Origin of the sequence: Bacteroides intestinalis (genome assembly GCF_003464595.1) — a bacterium.
Lineage (GTDB): Bacteria > Bacteroidota > Bacteroidia > Bacteroidales > Bacteroidaceae > Bacteroides > Bacteroides intestinalis_A.
In genome coordinates this window covers 199547-220690 of sequence record NZ_QRZF01000008.1, presented here as the reverse complement: position 1 = coordinate 220690, position 21144 = coordinate 199547, and the positions used below count along the sequence as shown (strand labels likewise).

Below are 21144 nucleotides of genomic sequence, written 5' to 3'. Positions count from 1 at the left end.
CTGCGAAGGCCGACACTTGCGGCTCTGTCAGCCAACACTTGCACAAGTGAACGGTAACGAAGCCGCAAGAATAAAACTCTCAATTCTCAACTTCTTCAAGGTCTCCCCAAATATTCAAAAATCAGGCCGACTTGCTTAGATGTAAAAATCTGCTGAGTCGATCTATAACCTGTTGCCTGCAAAGCAGAATACAACGCTTCATTAAAACGTATCCAGCGAGACAAACGGTTGAGCGCGGAACGCTCTCCTATTTCGGGTGCATAAGCACGCGCCAATTCACTCTTGGAGTAAGGACGCACCGGCCATTCTTCAATGGCAGCATCCGCCCCCTGATCACTCACATTTTTCTTCATTTTCCGATAACTTTTTAGATTCTTTATATGCTATAAAAGTACTAAAAAGTCACCAGATAACACTTATACTGAAGCAGGTTTATCACCGCTCAATGTCACTCATTTTCACACCTCTCAGAGGTTGTATCTTTGACTTGTCGGAAAGAAGAAAAAGTCCTTCCCCGGCAAAAGTTTAATTTTTAATTATTAATTTTTAATTCATCGCTTATGCCACTGAATTACAGTATTGCAATGCTCAAGAATCCTCAGAAGCAGGACGAAGAGCCCAAGGCTTATGCCAAGTCACAAATCACCGGAGAACTGACTCTGAAAGAGTTGGGACAGCAGGTAGCAAGCCAGACCACCGTTAGTAGAGCGGACGTAGCCGCCGTAATCATCTCCACTGTGGAGAATATGATTGGAGGCCTGAGAGCCGGCAAACAGGTGGACTTCGGAGACCTGGGAAAATTCCGGTTACAAATCAACAGTCGTGCGGCAGACACAGCCGAAAAATTCACGGCTGCCAATATTACCGGAGTAAACATCCAATTTGTTCCCGGAGAAGACCTGAAGGACATCTTTGCCGGAATGAGTTTCTCACCCGTACCTACACGTGCAGCAACACGTGCATTGCTCAAAGCTCAGAAGGCAGGGCAGACCACCGTAGATATTTCCGGTTCTTCAAACTCAGGCGGAAAACCTGATGGTGGTGGCGACACCGACGGTGACGGAGGTATTGAAGACGATCCGCTGGGATAGAATATAAAGGCGCAGCCTTTAGAAATTAAAAATGAAAGAATTAATAATGAAAGGCTGCGCTGCCAATCACTTATAACTAATAACTAAATAACAATTCGCATGGAAAAAAAATCAAAATCAACCTGGAGTGTTATCATCAAAGTTGTAATTGCCGTGGCTTCTGCTCTGGCAGGAGTACTCGGCCTTAATGCCTGCATGGCATAAAGGTATGAAAGCAGGCAGTTTCTATCAAAACTATCGGGAGGTACACCTCTTGGTAGTTCATTGTTCGGCAACACGCTGTGACAGACACTTCTCCGTAGAAGCTCTTCGCCGTTGTCATCTGGCAAGAGGTTTTGCAAGCATCGGTTATCATTTCTATATCACACGTGACGGTGAAGTACACATCTGCCGTCCGGTTCATCAAATCGGTGCGCACGCTACAGGATGGAATGATAAAAGCATCGGTATCTGTTACGAAGGCGGACTCAATGAGGAAGGGCAACCGACTGATACAAGGACGTATGCACAGAAATGCTCGTTGCTTGATCTACTACGACAATTGAAAACAGACTATCCACAAGCAAAAATACTGGGACATTATCAACTCAGTACATCTATTCATAAAGCATGTCCGTGCTTTGATGCAAAGAGTGAGTATCAAGAATTATAATCAAACGTCCCATTCTGAATTTAATAGAGTCCCACTGCAGAGAAGCATGATGGGACTCTACTTTACTATATCCAATTATGCCCCAACTTCCTCAAAAGGATAAGGATTCTCCTTGATATACTGTAACTCCTCAATAATCTCAACTTGCTCCAATGTCAATCGGGAAGTCTCCCAACTTGAAATTATAGCATGCGCTTCCTCAGCCAACTTCTCATCGTATACTTCACCATAACAATAAGTCAAAAGACGGACTTTCAAAAGCGAAGGCTTTAGTGTGGGAAGCACTGCAAAACTACGATCCAGCACCTTCTGAATATATTCCTGTTTATGCCCATTATCATACATGGTGGCATTGAAAGCCACTAAAAGCCCCAGACAAAGTTCGGCTTCAGCTTCAGGAGTAGAACCATGCTTTCCATACGAGTTCAGGGCCGATTCATAAACATCACGATTCAGACGGGTGAAATCATCGACATAAATCGGACGGTCATCCTGCCCCAGAGTGAGAAGACTGTGAGCCAGGGAAAATAAGGATGAAACTTGATCACTCATATATTTAATTAAGATTTATAATTTATGATTTATAACACTGAAATCAGTCAGTTATAGGCTCTACCAGCGAAGAGTGGATAAAGGTTGTGGCAACAGCCATGACTCCTTCAATATTCACAACTACGCGACGGTCGCGACGAATACGAACGAACTCACCCACAGCTCCTTCGAAAACACCGCCTATAACGCGCACTTTCTGACCTTTTATCAGTTGAAGTTCGGCCGGTTCCACATAAACAATCGACTCCTCATAGGTACCGGCAACAAGAATAAAACTACGCATCTGACTGTCGGGAATAACAATAGGAAGATGTTGCTCGCGATCCATAATATAGCGCATGGGGATATTCATACCGGCTTTATCTTTTAAAGCATCAATACGCTTACGGGTAGAGCGGATGAAAACAAGATTGTGCACAGCAGGAACAAGCCTACGAATGCGACGACCCTTTTTCACGATATAATCGCGACGCATGGGTATGAAATTCTCAATCTTTTCCTCGTCGAGAAAAGCTTTCAAAGCTAACTCACGGCTATAAGTGACTCGCACTGCAAACCAGTGAAGATGTGGAGAATGTGAAGTGATGTTCACGTCAGAATATTCTTTGGGGACACCGGAGTAGTGAAATACTTACCGATTAATTTATGTAATGCAGTTATTTTTAAGAAGTTATATTGCATTCATATTATTTCAAAGCGTTCCGCCATCACGGTCAAAAAGCAGTGAAACAGTTATGTGAAAAAGCTATTAACGAAGAGATTAAGGGGACTAAAATGTCTTTTAATCGTTCGTTTAATGTGCACCATTTTGAGCACAAAAAACAGATATCAGAAACTATAAAAAGGAGAAGATATTAAATATGTTAATAATCAATGATATGTTTTTGATTATCAATAACATGCCAACATAAATATCTTTTTAAATAAATATTTTTATTAAACATCTTGTTCATCTCAAAAATACCCTTTATCTTTGTGCACATTAAACGAACGTTTTTTATTCACCCTCCATTTAAAGCCAGAAATCATTACTAATCAACTACTTACAGCATATAAAACAGTTCATTCCATTCAGTCAATATCATTCTTGAATAAGAATTGGTAAATATTCAAATATGACTTTTATTACAGCTATAAATTTATTCCACTGATTTGCAATAATAAAAAGGCTATTTCGCTGTATTCTAAAAAAAGTCTATACTTTTGTAAGCAGGTATCAAGAATTAGATAATATGACAAAATTAAAAGTTCAAAATACAGAGATAACGATTCTGACCAACAATGAACAGGACTATATATCTCTTACAGACATGGCTCGTAGCCAAATGCAAGAACACATTATATTTAGATGGCTCAGTCTCAAAAGCACGCTTGAATATATAGGTGAATGGGAAATGCTATACAATCCCAATTTTAATTGTACCGAATTCGGTACAATTAAAAATATGGCAGGCAGCAATAACTTCGTTTTATCCGTCAAGACATAGATAGAACGTACAGGATCTATGGGTATGACTGCCAAGATGTGGCGAAAGCAACATCCCGACCTCAAAGGGAATATTCGCGACTATGCTTCCATCAACGAATTGATTTGCCTCTCGAATATGGAAAACCTCAATGCTGTATTCATCGACCAAGGTATTCCACAGGGTGAACGACTGATAAAACTCAATCAAATTGCCATTCAACAGATGAAGGTATTGGGGGGTGACGGTAATAGAGAATTATTAAAGTAGACACTTTTAAAGGAACTTAGCAGTATATATTTCATTTCAAATCATATAATAAAACCCCTCACCCCCCGTTATTTAGTAAAAACCAGATAACGGCATGAAATTAAAAGCCCTGCGCCTCATATATCTATTCCCTATATTCTTCCTGTTGTCCTTCAACGCTTGTGACGACATGGACGATTATTCGTCCGACCCGAAACATACACTTTGTTTCTCGCAGGATACGCTACGCATGGATACCGTTCTCACTGGTATTCCTACATCCACCCGTCAACTGAAAGTATACAACCCGAATAAGAAAGCATTGTTAATATCTTCCATAGTCCTTGCCGATGCCGGGAAATCCGGTTTTCGTATCAATGTGGATGGCATAAAGGGAAATCAATTCTCCGATATAGAAATTGCAGGAGAAGACAGCCTGTATATTTTTGTAGAAGCGACCCTGCCTCAGCAAGACAATGCCGACATCAGATTAATAAAAGACTCCATTCTTTTTCAACTGAATGGCATCCGGCAAGAAGTAAAGCTGCAGGCATATGCACAAGATGCTTTTACTTTCCGGGGAAAAGTAATTGAAAAAGATACACTGATTACATCCCAACGTCCGATACTGATTTATGACAGTATCAGCGTTGCCCCTGATGCACACTTAACCCTCACAGCAGGCACCCGTCTGTATTTCCACGGCAAGGCAGGAATGCAGGTACACGGACGCCTGTCAGTAGAAGGTACCCTTTCCGCTCCGGTTGTTTTCCGGGGAGATCGTACAGACCGGATGTTTCCCTATCTTCCTTATGACCGATTACCGGGACAATGGGGAGGCTTACGTTTTTACAAAACCAGCTATGAAAATCATCTGGTTTATGCGGATATTCACGGTGGTAGTTTCGGCATTCGTTGCGATTCTTCGATGACAGACCGCAGGAAGTTGACATTGGAATCCTCTCTCATACGACAAATATCGGGCAATGGACTGGAGTTGACGTCGTGTCAGGTAGTGGTAGGAAACAGTGAGATCAGTAATGCGGGAGAAAACTGCGTCAGCCTGTTAGGGGGAGATTATACATTTACCCACTGTACACTGGCAAATTACTTTAGTTGGAATGTACGGAAAGGAGCGGCATTGCAAGTCCGGAATGAACTGGATGATACTGCATATCCGCTTTCATCGGCTATTTTCCGTAATTGCATTATTGCAGGTTCGGGCACGGACGAAATTAACGGAGGACGCTCTAAAAATGAGAATATAGCTTTCAATTATTACTTCTCACACTGCCTCATCAACTCGATAGAAGAAGAGAATGACAAGATAGTCAATGTTATCTGGGAGAAGGATGATAATTTCATGCTGATGGATAGCCATACACAGGAATACAATTTTAATCTTGGTGAAAAATCCAAAGCTATTAATTGGGGAAGAAAAGAAGATGCCAGCGCCTACCCTATTGACAGAAATGGACACTCCCGCCTACAGGATGCAGCACCGGATGCGGGATGTTATGAATCTATGATCTTGCCATCATACTAAAAACGGTTCTCAATGAACATTAAACTATATATTACTTTTTCATTTCTGTTCACTCCTTTTTTCTTCCTTTGCGGACAAACGAAAAAGGACACCCTCTCTTTTCGTGTTGTCAGTTATAACGTTGAAAACTTATTCGACTGCCGCCACGATACGCTAAAAAACGACTATGAATTTCTGCCCGACGCAGTACGCCACTGGAATTATACGAAATATAAAAAGAAGCTGGATAACATAGCCCGCACCATCACAGCCGCAGGCGGTTGGACTCCACCTGCACTTGTTGCCCTCTGTGAAGTGGAAAACGACAGTGTATTACGCGACCTGACCCGGCGCTCGGTTCTTCGGGAAGCCGGATACCGCTATGTAATGACCAACTCACCCGACCAGCGGGGTATTGATGTGGCATTGCTTTACCAACGGGACTGTTTCAAACTGATTTCCTATCAGGGAATCTCCATACCTCATATATCCGGTAAAAAGAAATTTCGCCCTACACGAGATATACTACACGTTTGCGGGATGTTATTAAATCACGATACACTGGATGTTTTTGTAGTTCATCTTCCGTCCCGTTCAGGAGGTGCCAAAGAAAGCGAGCCTTACCGCCTACATGCTGCCCGGCAATTGAAAGCTGCGGCAGACAGCGTTTACCTTCATCGGTATCATCCGCAAATTCTTATCATGGGAGACTTTAACGATTATCCCGATAATGCATCGGTCAGCAAAATAGTCTCAGCGGAAACACCACCTCAAGACAAAAATAGTTTGCAGCTACAAAGATTCTATCACTTGCTTGCCCGTAAGGCCGCTACACAAAAAAACTTCGGCAGTTATAAATATCAGGGCGAATGGGGATTACTGGATCATATCATCGTCTCCGGCACGCTTCTCCAGCCGGATGCAGACTTTTGCACCAGTGAAAGTAAAGCCGATATCTTTCGTCCTTCTTTCCTATTGACGGATGATAAAAAGTATGGCGGTGTGCAGCCATTCCGCACTTACTACGGAATGAAGTACCAGAACGGTTACAGCGATCACCTGCCTGTATGGGCAGATTTCCGGCTCATTTATTAATCCGAATACTGATACAATTTCAAATCAAACTTCTGTACCATTACCAGCAAATGATCGAATATATCGGACTGAATGCGCTCATATTCTTTCCATACCTTGTTCCGGGAAAAGAAATAGACCTGAATAGGAACTCCATAAGTTGTCATTTCCTTCTGACTGATAATCAAGTCCAGATCCTGATTTACAACAGGTAGGCTACAAAGATAGCGTTCGATGTAAATGCGGTAAAGTTGTGCATTGGTAGGCACCTCTCCTTCCGCCGGCTGATAGTCCGCCATCAAAGGAACTTCCTTGCGAATGGTGTCCAACATCTCAGGAGTACAAAACTTCAATGTGGTCATGTCCAGATAGATATTCTTATCCACACGACGGCCACCACTCTCCTGCATGCCGCGCCAGTTCTGAAAGGAACCGTTCACTAAGGTATAAGGTGGAATGGTAGAAATTGTGTTATCCCAGTTCTGTATCTTCACGGTGTTGAGGGTAATCTCTTTCACAATACCATTGGCAGATCCGTTGGGTAAAGCAATCCAGTCGCCGATACGCAGCATTTCATTGGCAGAGAGTTGCACTCCGGCCACAAATCCCAAAATACTATCTTTAAATACCAACATCAATACTGCTGCCGAAGCACCCAATCCGGCAAAAAGGGTTGCGGGAGATTTATCGATAAGAATAGATATGGCAATGATAGCAGCCACAAAGAACAGCAGTACCTGCAATACCTGGACAAACCCTTTCATCGGGTGATTCTTACTATTGTCTTTTTGATTATGAAAATCCAGAAAAACCAGTAATAGTCCGTTCAGCGCAAAGGCTAATGCAGCTACAATGTACACGGCACACACCTTCTGAGCCAAGCCTAACAACTCTACTCCATGCACAAAAGTATGGGGCAACAGGAAATAAATCAGAATGCCCGGCAAGGTATGTATCAGGTGAGGAACGACCTTCCTCTTCATTAATAAGGTATTCCAACGATGGGGTGAACGATTTGTATAATGCTTCATACCGCCCACAAATATTGCTTGGAATAGATAGTCTAATCCTACAGCTATAGCAATAATCAATATGGCGATGATAGTTTCATCAAATGTATTCGCAAATTTGGGATCTACTCCCCAACCTACAAGGGTTTTATTCATCCACCCTCCTAATGTCGTCATATATTCCTCCGATTTTAGTTGCTTATAAAGATAATAACAGATAAAGGGGGCAGGTTGTTTAATGAAACTTTTTCCGAAAACTTTCTTTCCGTGTCAGTGCTCTCCATCAACCCGCGGGATTACCGTATCCGGATTGAACGTGCCGAAGCCATCTACCGCCAAGCAAAGGTAGAGTACGAACGTATCAGTGCGGTCAATAAACTGGAAGATACCCGATAGAAAACTGCGCGCCACTTTCCCCATAACCGGAAGAAAGTGGCGCGAAATACTTTAAATATACAAATTACAGAATTCTAATATCCCTCATTCTGTGACATATACCTATTCATATCCAGTTCTCTCTGAGGAATTGGAAATTTCAATCTCCAAGCAGGTACATCCAAGAATTTTTCAGCAATTCCATTACGTTTCAAAAAAGCAAAATAGGTACCTGTACCTTTCAACTGCGACTGCCACGTATTTGCTAAACGTTCCATAAAGCCATCACCTGATTTTGCAGCAGACAACTTTTCTGACGAATATGCCGGAGAACCGATATTAGCTACTATTACCTTGTTCAAATATTCCTCAGCCTGCGCAGAATTGCCTAAACGGAATTCACACTCTGCTAAATTCAGCAAGACTTCTGTATAACTAAAACAAATATTGGCTACCATATCATTTTGATTGCCAGAGGATGCCTGGAATGCAGGTAGTTGATAAACCAAATCTCCCAATTGATACCTACCACTATTTATCACTTCTGCCAACATAGACTTTGCCTTACTCCAATCCTCTTGCTCCATATAAATACGCGCCAGCAGTAAAGAAGGTAAATCACGGGAAGGAAAGAAACAATCATTTACCGTAGTCTGTGCCACCTTTTCCCCAGGTAAATAGTCACGTGAGCGCAATAATGGCTCTACAAACAATTTCAATAATTCCGCTTTTAAAGTTGCAGGCATGCCTGTGTATGAATCTGTTTGAAGCTTATTTATATACACTGCCTTTCCCCATAAATTTACCATTTCATAATATAACAAGAAGCGGTGCATTTCCATCAAGGCTACGACAGCTGTGCTATCAGAAGAAGTTATGTCATCATTTACAGCATTCTCCAACCCCATATTTATTATCAAGCTCCTGTTTATCGTAGTATAACAAGCATCCCATGCATTTGATACATACGAATTATAAGGATTTAAAGTATGATTGATAAAATCTAAATATCTATTATAGCCTTGTTCCTTTTCGGACTGGCGGGAATAAAGTTCTTCGAGTGTACACATCTGTTGCAAAGCTTGATAGGAAAAAGTACAGATACTTGTAAACATTGCCGCACCATTTTCGGCCAATTGTAACTGAACCACTTTGGTCGGATCAGGATCCTGCCGAATAATCAGTTGCGCCTCTTTATTTTCATACTCACCATAAACCTTTACTGCTACAGAAGTAGCTTTCGCACTCACTGCCGGATCTACTTTAACTTCCAGATATTGGCCATCAGCCGACAGAGTTGCCTGATAAGGAATTCCCGGCTTATTTTTATACTCAAACAAATCCTTACTCCAAATAGAATCATCCGTCATATCATTGCTTGGTTCATCTCCAAGCTCCCCTTCCGGCCATAATAACTTCCATTTACTCATTTTCACAGCCACATTGGCTTCTATCTTGATGCGATAAGTCCCACCTGCCATAGGCACGTCCAACTCCGACTCTTCCAGTTTCACCGTAGTCGGTTTCCCGGCCTGCCATATCTTCAGCGTATCACAGTCTTTCCCATTCTTACTTTTAATCAATACTCTTCCGCGACGAGGTGAGAAGTTCTCATTTTTAGCAGCTTTCAGATAAACTTTGCGAAGTTGCAAACCACGCGCTGCGGCACTTTCCGTAATCCACTGACAAGTATCTGCAGGACGTATCTCTACATCTACATTAGCATTTACATCTATAGCAATAATGGTATCATTGGGAGTTTTAAGTTCGATATTCTTATTATCAATCACAACAGCATCCTTCTGTGCCTGTATCACAGTCAAAGTATCGGCTATTGCAGTATTTTCTTTATTATAGAAGATTATTTTTGCCCGACGACTTTCATTCGTCTCATTAGGGCTGATTGTATAATAAATGGTATGACTGGACATTCCACGATTCATGATCGCTTCTTTAATCCAGTCTGCATCGGGCATCTGAATGCCATATGTGCAATTACTACGCAACTCTACTTTAATAGTCTCTCCCCGGTCGCCAACAGGATACTCATTTTCATTCAACAGTATGATGTCGCCACCATGTTGGTATACTTTTACCGGCTTTGTCAGTTTACCATCAGTGATGTATATTGTTCCTTCACGTTTATCCCGTTCCCCATTTGCCTCTATCTTGAAACGAATGATAGAAGTACTCAGCCCACGAGTAGTAGAAGGTGCAAGCTTTATCCAATTTTGGCAATCGTCTGCAATTACCGCTTTGTATTCCACATTCGCTTTGACCTCTATATCTATAGTTCCTCCCTCCTGTTTCACTTCCATGCGTTCGCTCGACACAAGCAGAGCATCTGTCTGTTTCTGCGAAATCATTAATGTCTTTTTTACCTTACCGGCATTGATAGTAATGGCAACACTACGTTCGTCATAAGTCTCATTTTTATCGACACTAATGGAAACATCAGCTTTCTCTCCGGCTTTTCCACTGGTAGGATAAATCCGATACCACTTTTCACCATTACGAGTTTCTGCAGCAGTAATGCTCCAGTCCTCCGTAGTTGTGAACTCTAAAGACTGAGTATCTGCATCTTTTGTAAAGTTCAGTCCTTTCTCAAACAGCGCCTCCGTTTCAGGGGGCAACGAAATAGTAGTTTGGTCTTCTACAGCATCATCACTGCAAGCAGCCAGAAATACCAGACAGATAAATAACTGCCATGTGTTCTTCATAAACAATCTCATTTTCATATATTATTTAGTGTTCTATATAAGTTTGCTCTCATTCATCTATATAGCCCGACAAAAGTATACAAAGAAATCTGCAAAAGAAGTAAAATTCAAAAATAATTCTCACTGCGCAAAAACATTGCGCACCTCTATACAAATCTTTGCATCATCAACTTAAAAACATTAGAGTCTGTATAGATACCATTGTACATTCTGCATAAGGATAAAACAACAGTCAGTGAAGAAAGGGTCTGCTTTCAAAGTATAGCTGAACTTTTAACACAACAAACAGCCATTGTTTCAATTTATTGGCGTATATTTGAAAATTACACTTATAGACTAACTAAAAAATTAAAGGTATGACACAAATTAAAGAACTACTAAGAATCGGGCTATTTGTTATTATAGTACTTTGCGGCGCTTCAGCATGTAGCAACGATGATGGTGATGATGAACTCGCAAAGGATTACAAATTAAAAGAAGTAGCATGGATTATGCAAGATGATGAAATTAAAATCATTAAGCAAACGATACCAGGTTTCTTTACTGATAATAACACTGATGAAGAAATGAAAGTAACAGTCAAGCCAACAGCAGAAGTAAAACAATCTTCATGCTTCTACACAGATGATACAAAGTTGTTTCAACTTTTAGCCCAAACCCCTTATGATATTTATGTCCCAGATGGTTCTACTCTCCTCCCATCAGACCATTTTTCATATATAAATAGTGGCCCTAAAACACTCTTTTCGTTGGAGGAACAATATATTCCCCTTATGGTAGAAATAACTCATGAATCGACTATACCTCCTCATCACAGACTGATTTACAATCACGTCATTAGTTTGCGAGAAGTAAATGCTACTTACCGCGCCTGCTTCACAGAAATTAATACTGGTGAAGAGTTGCAAATCACAGGAAAGTGGACAGGCAAATTCTTTATACAAAATGAGGGAGAAACATTGTTAGAAGAAATAAAGTAAACAATAAACTACTTATCTTTCAATACATACCCTTTCTTCATCAACGATTCTATCTTCACCGAAGAGTCGTTACGAAGTGCCTTGCGCAAATAAGTAATCTGTACATTCAGCGCCAGAGAGTTTGCATAAGAGGCACTGCTCCAGACTGTATTCAACAACAAGTCACGGTCCACAGACAAATTAAGGTTCTTCGCCAACAAACGGAGAATCTCTGCCTGACGGGAAGTTATAAGCACTTTATTATTTCCCGTTCGTATTTCATTGGTACTGTAATTGAAGACAGATTGGCCGAAATGATAAGTCTCCTCCTCCACCGTATCGGAAAGCTGTGAAGCGAAACGTTCACGAATACGGGCTATAAGTTCTTCCGGATAAAACGGTTTGGCAAGATAATCATTCGCACGGAGCTGGAAACCTTGCAGACGGTCGGCCTTATCACTACGGTCGGAAAGGAAGAATATGAGTACATGCTTATCCGTCTCGCGAATACGTTCGGCAACTTCAAAGCCATTGTGACCGGGCATATTAATGTCGAGTAACACCAAATCTGGTTTCACAAGAGGAAATTGCTCGATAGCAATGCTTCCGTTCCCGGCATAAGTTACCTCGTAACCTTCTTTTTCAAGAAAGCGCTTCAGCAGCATTGAGTATTTCAAATCATCGTCGGCAAAAAGTATCTTCAAAGGTTTCATCTTATTGAGGTATATTAATTTCTATTGTCGTTCCCTTACCCGCCTGACTATTTAAAGAGATAGTCCCATGGTGTGCCTCTACCAGCAATTTTACATAACTCAGACCCAGACCGATACCCGGTAATGAGCGATCAGGAAGATTACTGCCCCGGTAGAATTTATCGAATACACGATTCTGTTCGGAAACCGGAATACCGATACCATCATCGGATACCCGTATTACCAACTGATGATCCTGCAAAAGACAATCTACAACGACGTGCACAGAAGTACCTGAATACTTCACAGCATTCTCTATCAGATTACTGATGATGTTGGAAACGTGTACTGGATCTGCCGTCACCAAAGTCTCCGTACTGAAATGTGTCTCAATAGAAACATCTTTATCCTCTGGAATATGATAAAGGCGGACAAGCTTTTCCAGGCTCGCTTTTATATCGAACGTACGAACGGAAAGTTGTGTATGTTCATCATCGGCACGCGTCATATCGCGCAACTTCGAGAGATAAGCCGACAGATTATCCAGTTCGGACATAGAATCATGGATCACTTCGTCCATTGCTTTCTCATCCGTTCGCAAAGACTTGTCATTCAGGAAAGCAATACACATTTTCAGAGCCTGTACAGGCCGTTTCAATTCATGTATCATGGTGTTTACAAAGCTTTTTCGCAATTCGTCAATCCGGCGTTGCTTCAGGATGGTTTTTATCTGAAACAGCAGGCAAAGCCCCAATAGGAAAATCAGACAGATACTGCCGGATAACTGCCACCCCATACGCACAAGTACTGCATGAGGCGAAACCTTCACAGTAACAAGAAGCAACTGATGTTTCAGGGGATTATAGGGATAGCTTACTTCGATATACGGATTGAACAAAGTGCCTTGCCGCTTCAGTTCGGCATTCCACTGGTAAGTGGAATCTTCAGAAACTACCAGATGCGTAGTAAACCTTTGTTCGTCCAAACGTATGGCAAGCAAGGAATCAAATTGCTGCAATGCAAAAGGTATATCCAACTCCAAACGATAAAGATTAATAATGGAGTTCAAGTTCGGAGCATCTTTATCGGACATATTGATCTTGAATGAATCCTTCACAATGATCCGTTCTTCCGGCAAAAGGGTGTCTAACGCCAATGCCCATTCCCTGCGCTTTGCCTCTTTCTCTTTAGCATCCGTACTGGCAGAATCCTGCTGTTCTATTTTGAGGGTTTCTATATTCACCTGTCCCACGCTCTCCAGCTCCCGTCCTTTCAGAACCCCTAAAATTAATTCGTCGATAGTGGTCCGTGCTTCCAAATCAATAGATTTACTTAGTTGATAGAAAAACATATTGCTGCTACTAAGTACCTTCTTGGGCTGGGGAGCACGGATAGAGTCATACTGTTGGGTGGTCTGCAAGATGCGATCATAGATATCATTGATCTGTTCATCATTCATGTACTCGTATTGGTTACGTAGCCAGTAAGCCTGTCCGCATGTAATGAGCAGCATCGCTACAATGGAGAATATCCAAACTATCTTAATCCGTCGTTCCATAATTATTCCTCTTTTTAAGGCCTTTTTCAAAAGGACCTTCATTTGGTACCGGCAAAGGTAGAAGTTAGCTTGCAAATATAAGTACGTGCGAGGCAGATATTATATGCTGCGTAATATTTCAGTAATAACTTTCGCCCTCTTCTGAAGCAAAATCCGCATAGTTTTGCAGTACAATAATCGCTGGAAGCAGCATGTCAAACCTCTAAAAAAGTAAAAACTATGAGTGCAAGAATTATTTTCCTCAATCTGTGTCTCGCCATGTTATGCGCATCACAAGCAAAGGCACAAATTATTGTTTCTGATGGAACGAAAATACAGAATGATACCATCGGCGACGCACAACTCCTTGTGCAATATGAAACGCGCTGCATCATCAATCCGGAGAAACCGGAAAATGTTACGGAAGAAACCATGATGCTGGAAGTAGGCAAAAATCTCTCCAAGTTCTACAGTTACACCAAGTATGTATGCGACTCCATACTGGCAGTGGATTTCGCTAACAAAGCCTCACAGGAAACCATCAATGAACACTTGAAGCAATATGGGCAAAGCAAATTGGGTGAACGTACCTTCAAAGGCTACCCCACTGGAAAAGTAACGACCCTCGATGAAGTGGCAGGCATGACGCGCCTGCGTTGCGAAGAAGCGGAAGAACGTCCACAATGGAAGATACTGGCAGAAAACGATAGTGTCCTCTCCTACCTTTGCAGCAAAGCCGAATGTCAATTCAAAGGCCGGACATGGACGGCATGGTTTACAGCAGAAATCCCCGTCAGCGAAGGTCCCTGGAAGCTTTGTGGACTACCTGGACTGATACTGAAAGCGGAAGACAGTGAAGGGCATTATTCATTTACCGCTGCCGGTATGGAACAGTGCCATACATACAGGCCGATACTCTTCGACGGAAAGAAGCATGAACCGATGAACCGCAAAGCATACAACAAAGTGCACGAACGTTATTATGCCGACCCGGTAGGATTTATCACCGGAAGCATGCCTAATGTCACTGTTAAAGTAAGCGATGAACAGGGTAATGCAACCAAGAATCCGAAGAATGTTCCGTATAACCCGTTGGAACGGTAATATTTTTCCACACCCGTAATCGTTCGTGAAATCTGTCGCATGCTGAATGCATTTCAGTCCTATACTGAACCCTATTCAGTCGTATAGTGAATACCATTCAGTCGTATACTTAAATGGCCTCTTTTTTACGCGTTGATAATCAATAAATTACAAAGGCATCGTAATCGTACATAAATTACAACAATCCTCGGTTGCCAAATAATCAATTATTGCAGTGTATGAATAAAAAACTTATTATTCTATTTTTTCTGTTTCTCTTTAGTTTCTTGTCGTCTACCTACGCCCAGACATTGAGCGGCAAAATAACAGATGCAGAAACCAATCAACCGCTGGAAGCAGTCATGATCAGTGTATTACGCGGAAATACAACGATAGACTATGCACTAACCGATGCCAAAGGGCAATTTTCTTTGCCGTGGAAACATAGCGGGACACTGCAACTCAATATTTCTTTATTAGGTTATAAGAGAGAAATGCGAAATATCAATGCGGCAGGAACCCTGAATCTCAGCCTACAAGCGGAAGCTATTGTGCTGAAAGAAGTACAGATACGTCCGGGGCGCATCAATACTCGGAAAGATACGGTAAGATATGATCTGGCACAGTTTGCTTCCTCTAAAGATGTGCATATCAAGGATGTATTGAAGAAACTTCCGGGCGTGGATGTCGATGAAAATGGACAAGTTAAGTACAAAGGGAAAGCCATCGACCACTACTTTGTAGAGGGAATGGACGTCACAGGCGGACGCTACAACCAGATCAACAATAATCTGAATGCCAAAGCTGTGAAAACGGCTGAAATCATGGAAAACTATCAGTCCGTAAAGGCTCTGAAAGGAAAGATCAACTCTGAAGAAGTGGCACTGAACCTGAAACTCGATCCGAAAGCGCGGGATCAATGGATAGCTAACACTACACTGGGCGCCGGATGGAGCGATGACAATGATAAACTCTTATGGGAAGGAGGGCTGAATGCCCTTCAACTGGGCAAAGGTAAGCAGAGTGTCTATAATTACAAGACAAATAACAATGGCAAGGACCTCAGCGACGAACAGACAATATTGACAGGAAGCGGTTGGCAGGAAGTGCCACTTTCCGGTTTTCTATCACAGCCGGGCATCAGTGCACCGTTGGATAAAAAACGCTTATTGTTTAATGAGACGCACACCCTGAATGGCAACCGGATGTACAAATGGAATGAAGATCGCAGTTTACGTATGCAAGCCGGATACACCCATGACGTGATCCGGCAACAACGGGGAAATACGCAAATCTATTATCAGCCAACGGATACCATACAAATAGATGAAACTTATCATTATCGCCTGAGAAGTGATGCCGCCAATCTGGAACTTCGTTATGAAGATAACAGCAATCGCAACTATATATCCAACCGCTTCACAATGGATGGAGAAATAAACCATGGACGTTCGGAAGAACTCGGACAAACTCTACGAACTTCCCGGCTAAGTGCGGGAAATTATTTCAATCTCATCCGGAACCGGGAAAATAGTACCTGGGAATTCCGCTCGGCAACACAGTATGCTTATCAGCCCGCATCTTTATTACTTGAAGAAGGAAAAAGCAAATTCAATCAGCACAGCTTCTATACTGATAATAGTGCGGCATATCTGCGCAAGTACAACGGTTTTACCCAGCAATACAAAGCAGGAATACAAGGGGAACGGGCTACAATGGAGTATATTCCGCTGACACAACCTGATGACTTCAACGCCTCTAACCTGTCATTGTATTTCAACCCCTATTTCCAGTTGCAACGAGGTAAATGGCTGGCTACACTTTCGCTACCCCTAAAAGCCCAGCGATACTTCTCACAACAACGTTCATTCCTGTTCTTCAATCCGTCCACGTACTTGCGTTACAAACTGGATTATCATTGGACGTTCTCTCTCTATGGCAGTCTGAAACGTTCGGCAGGAGATTTCTCCGACCTATATCCGGGACTTTACCAAACCGACTACCGCACCTGGCGAAGCGGTAACGGCCTTTTTCCAACAAGCACTACGCAGACTTATAATCTTTATGGTGAATATAAAAATACCGTGCAGGAATTCTTTGTCACAGCCTCGCTGACCTACAGTCGCAGTAACCGGAATACCCTCTTTGAGCAAAGTGTTTCTGAAAATGCAATTGTCTACACCCGACGTGAGCTGCCGAATCACAGCGATAGTTGGAACCTCAGCAGTACCTTGTCCAAAGGCATATACGACTGGCATCTGAAAACCTCTCTTACCCTGCTGCTCAGTCGTAGCAACGGGGAGCAACTTACGCGCCTGACTGATAGCGACCAACAAAGTCTTTTGCAAACTTACCGTTATGATTATCTGAAAGCAGAACCTAAGATTATATGGTCGCCCGCAGATCTCTTCGAAGCAGAATATCATGCGACATTGGGGTATGGTGGTAGCAAGATAGGAAGCGATACCCGCCTCAGCCCACTGCTGGACTTTGTACAACGGCTACACCTCACATTCAGCATCGGACAAGTGGACCTGCGCCTTTCCGGCGAACATTACCGGAATGATTTAGGAGAGCATACGCATCTCAACACAGTGTTTGCAGATGCATCCCTTATCTATAAAAGAAAAAAATGGAGATTGGAAGCAAGTCTCAACAATCTCTTCAACAAGAAGGAGTATGCTTACACGACGTATTCAGCCACACAAAGTTATACTTCGCGACTGAATATACGCTCGAGGGAAGCCATGGTAACGGTAAATTATCAGTTTTAATCTATAATACCATTACCGTGGAATAGATGAGTATCCCCAATATTGTTAATCCTCCAACCAATATCGGAGCATAAATATGGGGAATTTTCTTCATGGTCTTATATCCACTGACTTTCAGGAAGAGGCGATATACAATGTATGCTGCAATCAACCCGATAAGCGCACCTGCCAAAAGGTCACCCGGATAATGTACTCCCAGGTAAATGCGCGAATAGCAAGTTAGCAGTGCCCATCCCATTATAAACACAGTGAGCCATCGCTTACGGAAAAGGAACCAGATAAAGAATGCCAGCCCGAAAGTATTGGCAGCATGACAAGAGGGAAAACCATAACGCCCACCCCGATAACCATTTACGATGTGTACCATATCGGATATCGGATTTTCCAGATTAGCCGGGCGAAGACGCTCCACATAAGGGCGTATCAATGTTGCACCTGTCTGGTCGGCAATGGTAATGACGAGTGCTAACCCAATCATACAGAACAAAGTCACTTTCCAGTGGAAATTGCGCAGCATGACATACCAGATAGCAGCATACATAGGAACCCAAATCCATTTACCACTATATGCACTCATAAAATAATCAAAGAACGGACTGTGCATCCGGTTGATGGAAAGGAATATATCAGTATCAATATCGACTACCTGATTCAAAATGTCTAATAGCATCATCTTGTTTTATCTTTTAGCAATGTCATCATACAATTTCTGTAAATAAGCCTTGCCCGGCAGCAAGTTCTCTCCTTTCGCAGTGCCTTCATCTACTGCTACAGCATCTGCTTCACAGTTAAATATCAGCAGGTTTTCCGGTGTTACCATACCGAAAAGGTCCGGAACTGCAAAAAAAGCAAAGTGAGGAGAAGCAGGATTCAGCATGTCTTTGCTGAATACAAACTTCTGATGAGGCAAGGATAATTGTGCCAACAGAGTAGCAGCAATATCATGTTGTGAACCGTACACATCAATACGTCTTGGTTCGCTAATTGCACCGCCAACCAATAACAGAGGTATCTGATAGCGGTCTACCGACTGATTATTCAATTGTTCGGGATATGCCCCCAGATGGTCGGGCACAAATACTATTACCGTATTCTTCCACTGCGGCAATTCACGGAAACGCTTCACAAAGTCACCTACACAACTATCAGTATAGGCAAAAGCATTCAAACGATCATTCGCCAGACGACGATAGGGAACCTCAAAAGGTTCGTGGCTGCTGGAGGTCTGCAATACCCGGTAGAACGGACGGGCATTATCTGCCGTAGCCGTATCCGCCGCTTCAGCCTTTATATCTTCCAACAGACGATTGAAAACAAGATGATCGTGTGCCCCCCATTTACTCAAACGCTCTGATACGGAGAAGTCCTGATCTGAAACAATACCTTCAAAACCGGAAGACATCAGGTAAGAACGCATATTCGTAAAGTCGGCATCACCCCCATAATAATATTTGGTACGGTATCCGGCATCACGCAGGCTACCTGCAATAGCAGGAAGATTCTGGGTCTTGCGGGGGTACTTCATAATACTGGTGGTAGGCTGTGCAGGATAACCGCTCAGAATGGATACCAATCCACGGTCTGTACGGAAGCTATTGGCAAAAAAGTTCGTAAAGAGAACTCCTTCGCTTGCCAGGCTATCCATCTGTACGGCAATATCCGGCTCGCCACCCAGAGTAGTCATCAACTTGGACGAGAAACTCTCCAGTATGACGAAAATAACATTCGGACGTTCTGTTTTGAATAAAGCTGTACGCAAAGTATCAGGAACTACCGCAGTACTATCCAGTACCTGCGGATCTACCAGCTTCTTCATCAGTTCATCTGCCTGTGCCGCTTCCATAAAACGGTATTGTTTACTGAAATCTTTTTGCTTGGAAAGAGATTCCATCAAGCTGAACGCCGGATTGATAGCCGCATGATTCAGTCGCTGGTTAGAACTGAAATAGGCTTTACCGGTATTCATTGTAGAAACGGTGAATCCACCGCGGATAGGAATAAAAAGCAGGGCAGTCAGTAACAACATGACACCCGATACGGACAGGCGGCGATAAGGTAACTTCAGTCCCTTCCAAATACCTCTCTGTACCCAAAGGAAAATGACGTAAAGTAAGGATGCATATACGATCATGGCTACTATTCCACCTATCATCTGCCATATATTCATACTTGCAAATGCATCTTTAGGAGAAGAGAAGAAATAGAAGAGCGGCGTGGCATCCAGACGGAAACCCCAATACTCATATAAACCTAAATCAACAATGAAAATGACAGCGAGTAAAATAGCAATGAAGAAATAATAACCATTCCAGATACTGCGGAGCGTCTTGGAAAGTGTCCAGGCGGACGCAATAAAAAGTAATCCGGGGATAGCCGTTAGATATCCGGCCAGTGAGAGGTCAAGGGGTAAACCATTCCAGATAACCAGGAAGGGATCTGTCCAGGAAGTACCTGCATACAAAGAACTGTAGTAAAGTATAAATAACGGTTTCTGCAATATAAAGATACAGACGAAAAGGATGTACGTCTTTATCAATCCTATAAGCCTTTCTTTCATCAGCTTTTTCTTGTTTTATATTTATATTGAGCGCAAAAATAGTTGTTTTATTCTATTTTTCGCGAATAATGTTCAAGAAAACCGTGAAAGAAAGGCTTATAAGAGTATTTTTATTATCCGTTTACACGTTTATAGTCTTCCAGGAACTTTTTCAGTCCGGAATCCGTCAATGGATGATTAAGCAGGCCTTTAATGGCAGACAATGGACAAGTTGCTACATCGGCACCTACTTCAATGCATTGCATAATGTGTGCTGTATGACGAATAGAAGCCGCAAGAACTTGTGTGGTATAGCCGTAATACCGATACATCTCCACAATCTTACCTACCAGTGCAATACCATCCTCACAGATATCGTCCAGACGTCCCACAAACGGAGATACATAAGTAGCTCCCGCTTTGGCAGCCAGTAAAGCTTGTCCTACAGAAAATACCAATGTACAATTGGTACGGATACCTTTGGAAGTGAAATATTTGATAGCCTTGATACCATCTGCAATACAGGGAACTTTTACTACGATATGCGGGTTGAGTGCAGCAAGCTCTTCGCCTTCCTTAATCATACCTTCATACTCCGTAGCAATAACCTCGGCACTGACATCACCTTGTACGATGTTGCAGATTTCCACATAATGTTTCCGCTGATTATCTACTCCTTTGATGCCCTCTTTCGCCATAAGCGAAGGGTTGGTGGTTACTCCATCGAGAACGCCCATATCATAGGCTTCCTTGATCTGGTCTAAATTTGCAGTGTCAATAAAGAATTTCATGGCATAAACTGTTTATTGTGATTAAAATATAAAGCGACATAAAATGAAATATCAAAAT

19 protein-coding genes and 1 pseudogene are annotated in these 21144 nt (G+C 42.4%); 10 read left to right on the top strand and 10 right to left on the bottom strand.

The features are described from left to right. Positions 1 to 95 precede the first annotated feature (95 nt). Positions 96 to 353, bottom strand: a complete 258-nt coding sequence (locus DWW10_RS13505; RefSeq protein WP_022394079.1) for a DUF4248 domain-containing protein — start codon at positions 351 to 353, stop codon at positions 96 to 98. Between the two features lie 207 nt (positions 354 to 560). On the opposite strand from DWW10_RS13505, the gene DWW10_RS13500 reads away from it, so the two are divergent. The 3 genes from DWW10_RS13500 to DWW10_RS13495 all read left to right on the top strand — a co-directional run bounded on the left by DWW10_RS13500 (position 561) and on the right by DWW10_RS13495 (position 1743). Further along, the gene (locus tag DWW10_RS13500; RefSeq protein ID WP_022394078.1) at positions 561 to 1091 is read left to right on the top strand and encodes an HU family DNA-binding protein; all 531 of its coding nucleotides are present in this window, start codon (positions 561 to 563) and stop codon (positions 1089 to 1091) included. A 99-nt stretch (positions 1092 to 1190) separates the two neighbouring features. Then, positions 1191 to 1295 carry a smalltalk protein gene (locus DWW10_RS26050; RefSeq protein ID WP_022394077.1) on the top strand — a complete coding sequence of 35 codons (105 nt, stop codon included), beginning with the start codon at positions 1191 to 1193 and terminating at the stop codon, positions 1293 to 1295. A gap of 4 nt (positions 1296 to 1299) precedes the next feature. Further along, positions 1300 to 1743, top strand: coding sequence for an N-acetylmuramoyl-L-alanine amidase (locus DWW10_RS13495; RefSeq protein ID WP_022394076.1), 444 nt, complete (start codon positions 1300 to 1302; stop codon positions 1741 to 1743). Between the two features lie 75 nt (positions 1744 to 1818). Here the strand turns inward: DWW10_RS13495 and DWW10_RS13490 are convergent, their stop codons facing one another. Further along, on the bottom strand, positions 1819 to 2295 hold the full coding sequence (locus DWW10_RS13490; protein WP_022394075.1) for a UpxZ family transcription anti-terminator antagonist: 477 nt from the start codon (positions 2293 to 2295) through the stop codon (positions 1819 to 1821). 43 nt (positions 2296 to 2338) lie between these two features. Continuing rightward, positions 2339 to 2887: a UpxY family transcription antiterminator gene (locus DWW10_RS13485; protein WP_022394074.1), complete on the bottom strand. Its 549-nt coding sequence runs from the start codon at positions 2885 to 2887 to the stop codon at positions 2339 to 2341. Between the two features lie 640 nt (positions 2888 to 3527). On the opposite strand from DWW10_RS13485, the pseudogene DWW10_RS13475 reads away from it, so the two are divergent. The 3 genes and pseudogenes from DWW10_RS13475 to DWW10_RS13465 all read left to right on the top strand — a co-directional run bounded on the left by DWW10_RS13475 (position 3528) and on the right by DWW10_RS13465 (position 6630). Further along, positions 3528 to 4031 (top strand): annotated as a pseudogene (locus DWW10_RS13475) (KilA-N domain-containing protein). A 94-nt stretch (positions 4032 to 4125) separates the two neighbouring features. After that, on the top strand, positions 4126 to 5556 hold the full coding sequence (locus DWW10_RS13470) for a hypothetical protein (RefSeq protein WP_022393827.1): 1431 nt from the start codon (positions 4126 to 4128) through the stop codon (positions 5554 to 5556). 12 nt (positions 5557 to 5568) lie between these two features. Continuing rightward, entirely contained in the window at positions 5569 to 6630 is a 1062-nt protein-coding gene (locus tag DWW10_RS13465) for an endonuclease/exonuclease/phosphatase family protein (RefSeq protein WP_118487080.1), read from the top strand. Here the strand turns inward: DWW10_RS13465 and DWW10_RS13460 are convergent. Next, positions 6627 to 7796 (bottom strand): mechanosensitive ion channel family protein, encoded by a 1170-nt coding sequence (locus tag DWW10_RS13460; RefSeq protein WP_022392777.1) that lies wholly within the window; start codon positions 7794 to 7796, stop codon positions 6627 to 6629. The two genes, DWW10_RS13465 and DWW10_RS13460, sit on opposite strands and share 4 nt — an antisense overlap. Positions 7797 to 7886: 90 nt before the next feature. Here DWW10_RS13460 and DWW10_RS26455 point away from each other — a divergent pair, with 90 nt between their 5' ends. Beyond that, positions 7887 to 8015: a hypothetical protein gene (locus tag DWW10_RS26455; RefSeq protein ID WP_259320486.1), complete on the top strand. Its 129-nt coding sequence runs from the start codon at positions 7887 to 7889 to the stop codon at positions 8013 to 8015. A gap of 74 nt (positions 8016 to 8089) precedes the next feature. Here DWW10_RS26455 and DWW10_RS13455 read toward each other — a convergent pair whose 3' ends face one another. Further along, positions 8090 to 10714: a BACON domain-containing protein gene (locus DWW10_RS13455; RefSeq protein ID WP_259320484.1), complete on the bottom strand. Its 2625-nt coding sequence runs from the start codon at positions 10712 to 10714 to the stop codon at positions 8090 to 8092. 356 nt (positions 10715 to 11070) lie between these two features. Here DWW10_RS13455 and DWW10_RS13450 point away from each other — a divergent pair, with 356 nt between their 5' ends. Beyond that, positions 11071 to 11694, top strand: a complete 624-nt coding sequence (locus tag DWW10_RS13450) for a hypothetical protein (RefSeq protein WP_022392779.1) — start codon at positions 11071 to 11073, stop codon at positions 11692 to 11694. 8 nt (positions 11695 to 11702) lie between these two features. On the opposite strand, the gene DWW10_RS13445 is transcribed toward DWW10_RS13450, so the two are convergent. Together DWW10_RS13445 and DWW10_RS13440 are read right to left on the bottom strand one after the other, a co-directional pair. Further along, entirely contained in the window at positions 11703 to 12386 is a 684-nt protein-coding gene (locus tag DWW10_RS13445; protein ID WP_007664359.1) for a response regulator transcription factor, read from the bottom strand. Between the two features lies 1 nt (position 12387). Beyond that, positions 12388 to 13923, bottom strand: coding sequence for a sensor histidine kinase (locus DWW10_RS13440; protein ID WP_022392780.1), 1536 nt, complete (start codon positions 13921 to 13923; stop codon positions 12388 to 12390). A gap of 219 nt (positions 13924 to 14142) precedes the next feature. On the opposite strand from DWW10_RS13440, the gene DWW10_RS13435 reads away from it, so the two are divergent. Continuing rightward, positions 14143 to 15006: a GLPGLI family protein gene (locus DWW10_RS13435; protein ID WP_022392781.1), complete on the top strand. Its 864-nt coding sequence runs from the start codon at positions 14143 to 14145 to the stop codon at positions 15004 to 15006. Between the two features lie 218 nt (positions 15007 to 15224). Next, the gene (locus DWW10_RS13430; protein ID WP_118487076.1) at positions 15225 to 17759 is read left to right on the top strand and encodes a carboxypeptidase-like regulatory domain-containing protein; all 2535 of its coding nucleotides are present in this window, start codon (positions 15225 to 15227) and stop codon (positions 17757 to 17759) included. A gap of 1 nt (position 17760) precedes the next feature. On the opposite strand, the gene DWW10_RS13425 is transcribed toward DWW10_RS13430, so the two are convergent. The 3 genes from DWW10_RS13425 to fsa form a co-directional block, all read right to left on the bottom strand. Further along, on the bottom strand, positions 17761 to 18432 hold the full coding sequence (locus tag DWW10_RS13425) for a phosphatase PAP2 family protein (RefSeq protein WP_022392783.1): 672 nt from the start codon (positions 18430 to 18432) through the stop codon (positions 17761 to 17763). 6 nt (positions 18433 to 18438) lie between these two features. After that, positions 18439 to 20316, bottom strand: a complete 1878-nt coding sequence (locus DWW10_RS13420) for an LTA synthase family protein (protein WP_022392784.1) — start codon at positions 20314 to 20316, stop codon at positions 18439 to 18441. Between the two features lie 113 nt (positions 20317 to 20429). Further along, entirely contained in the window at positions 20430 to 21086 is a 657-nt protein-coding gene (fsa, locus tag DWW10_RS13415) for a fructose-6-phosphate aldolase (RefSeq protein WP_007664365.1), read from the bottom strand. Positions 21087 to 21144 lie beyond the last annotated feature (58 nt).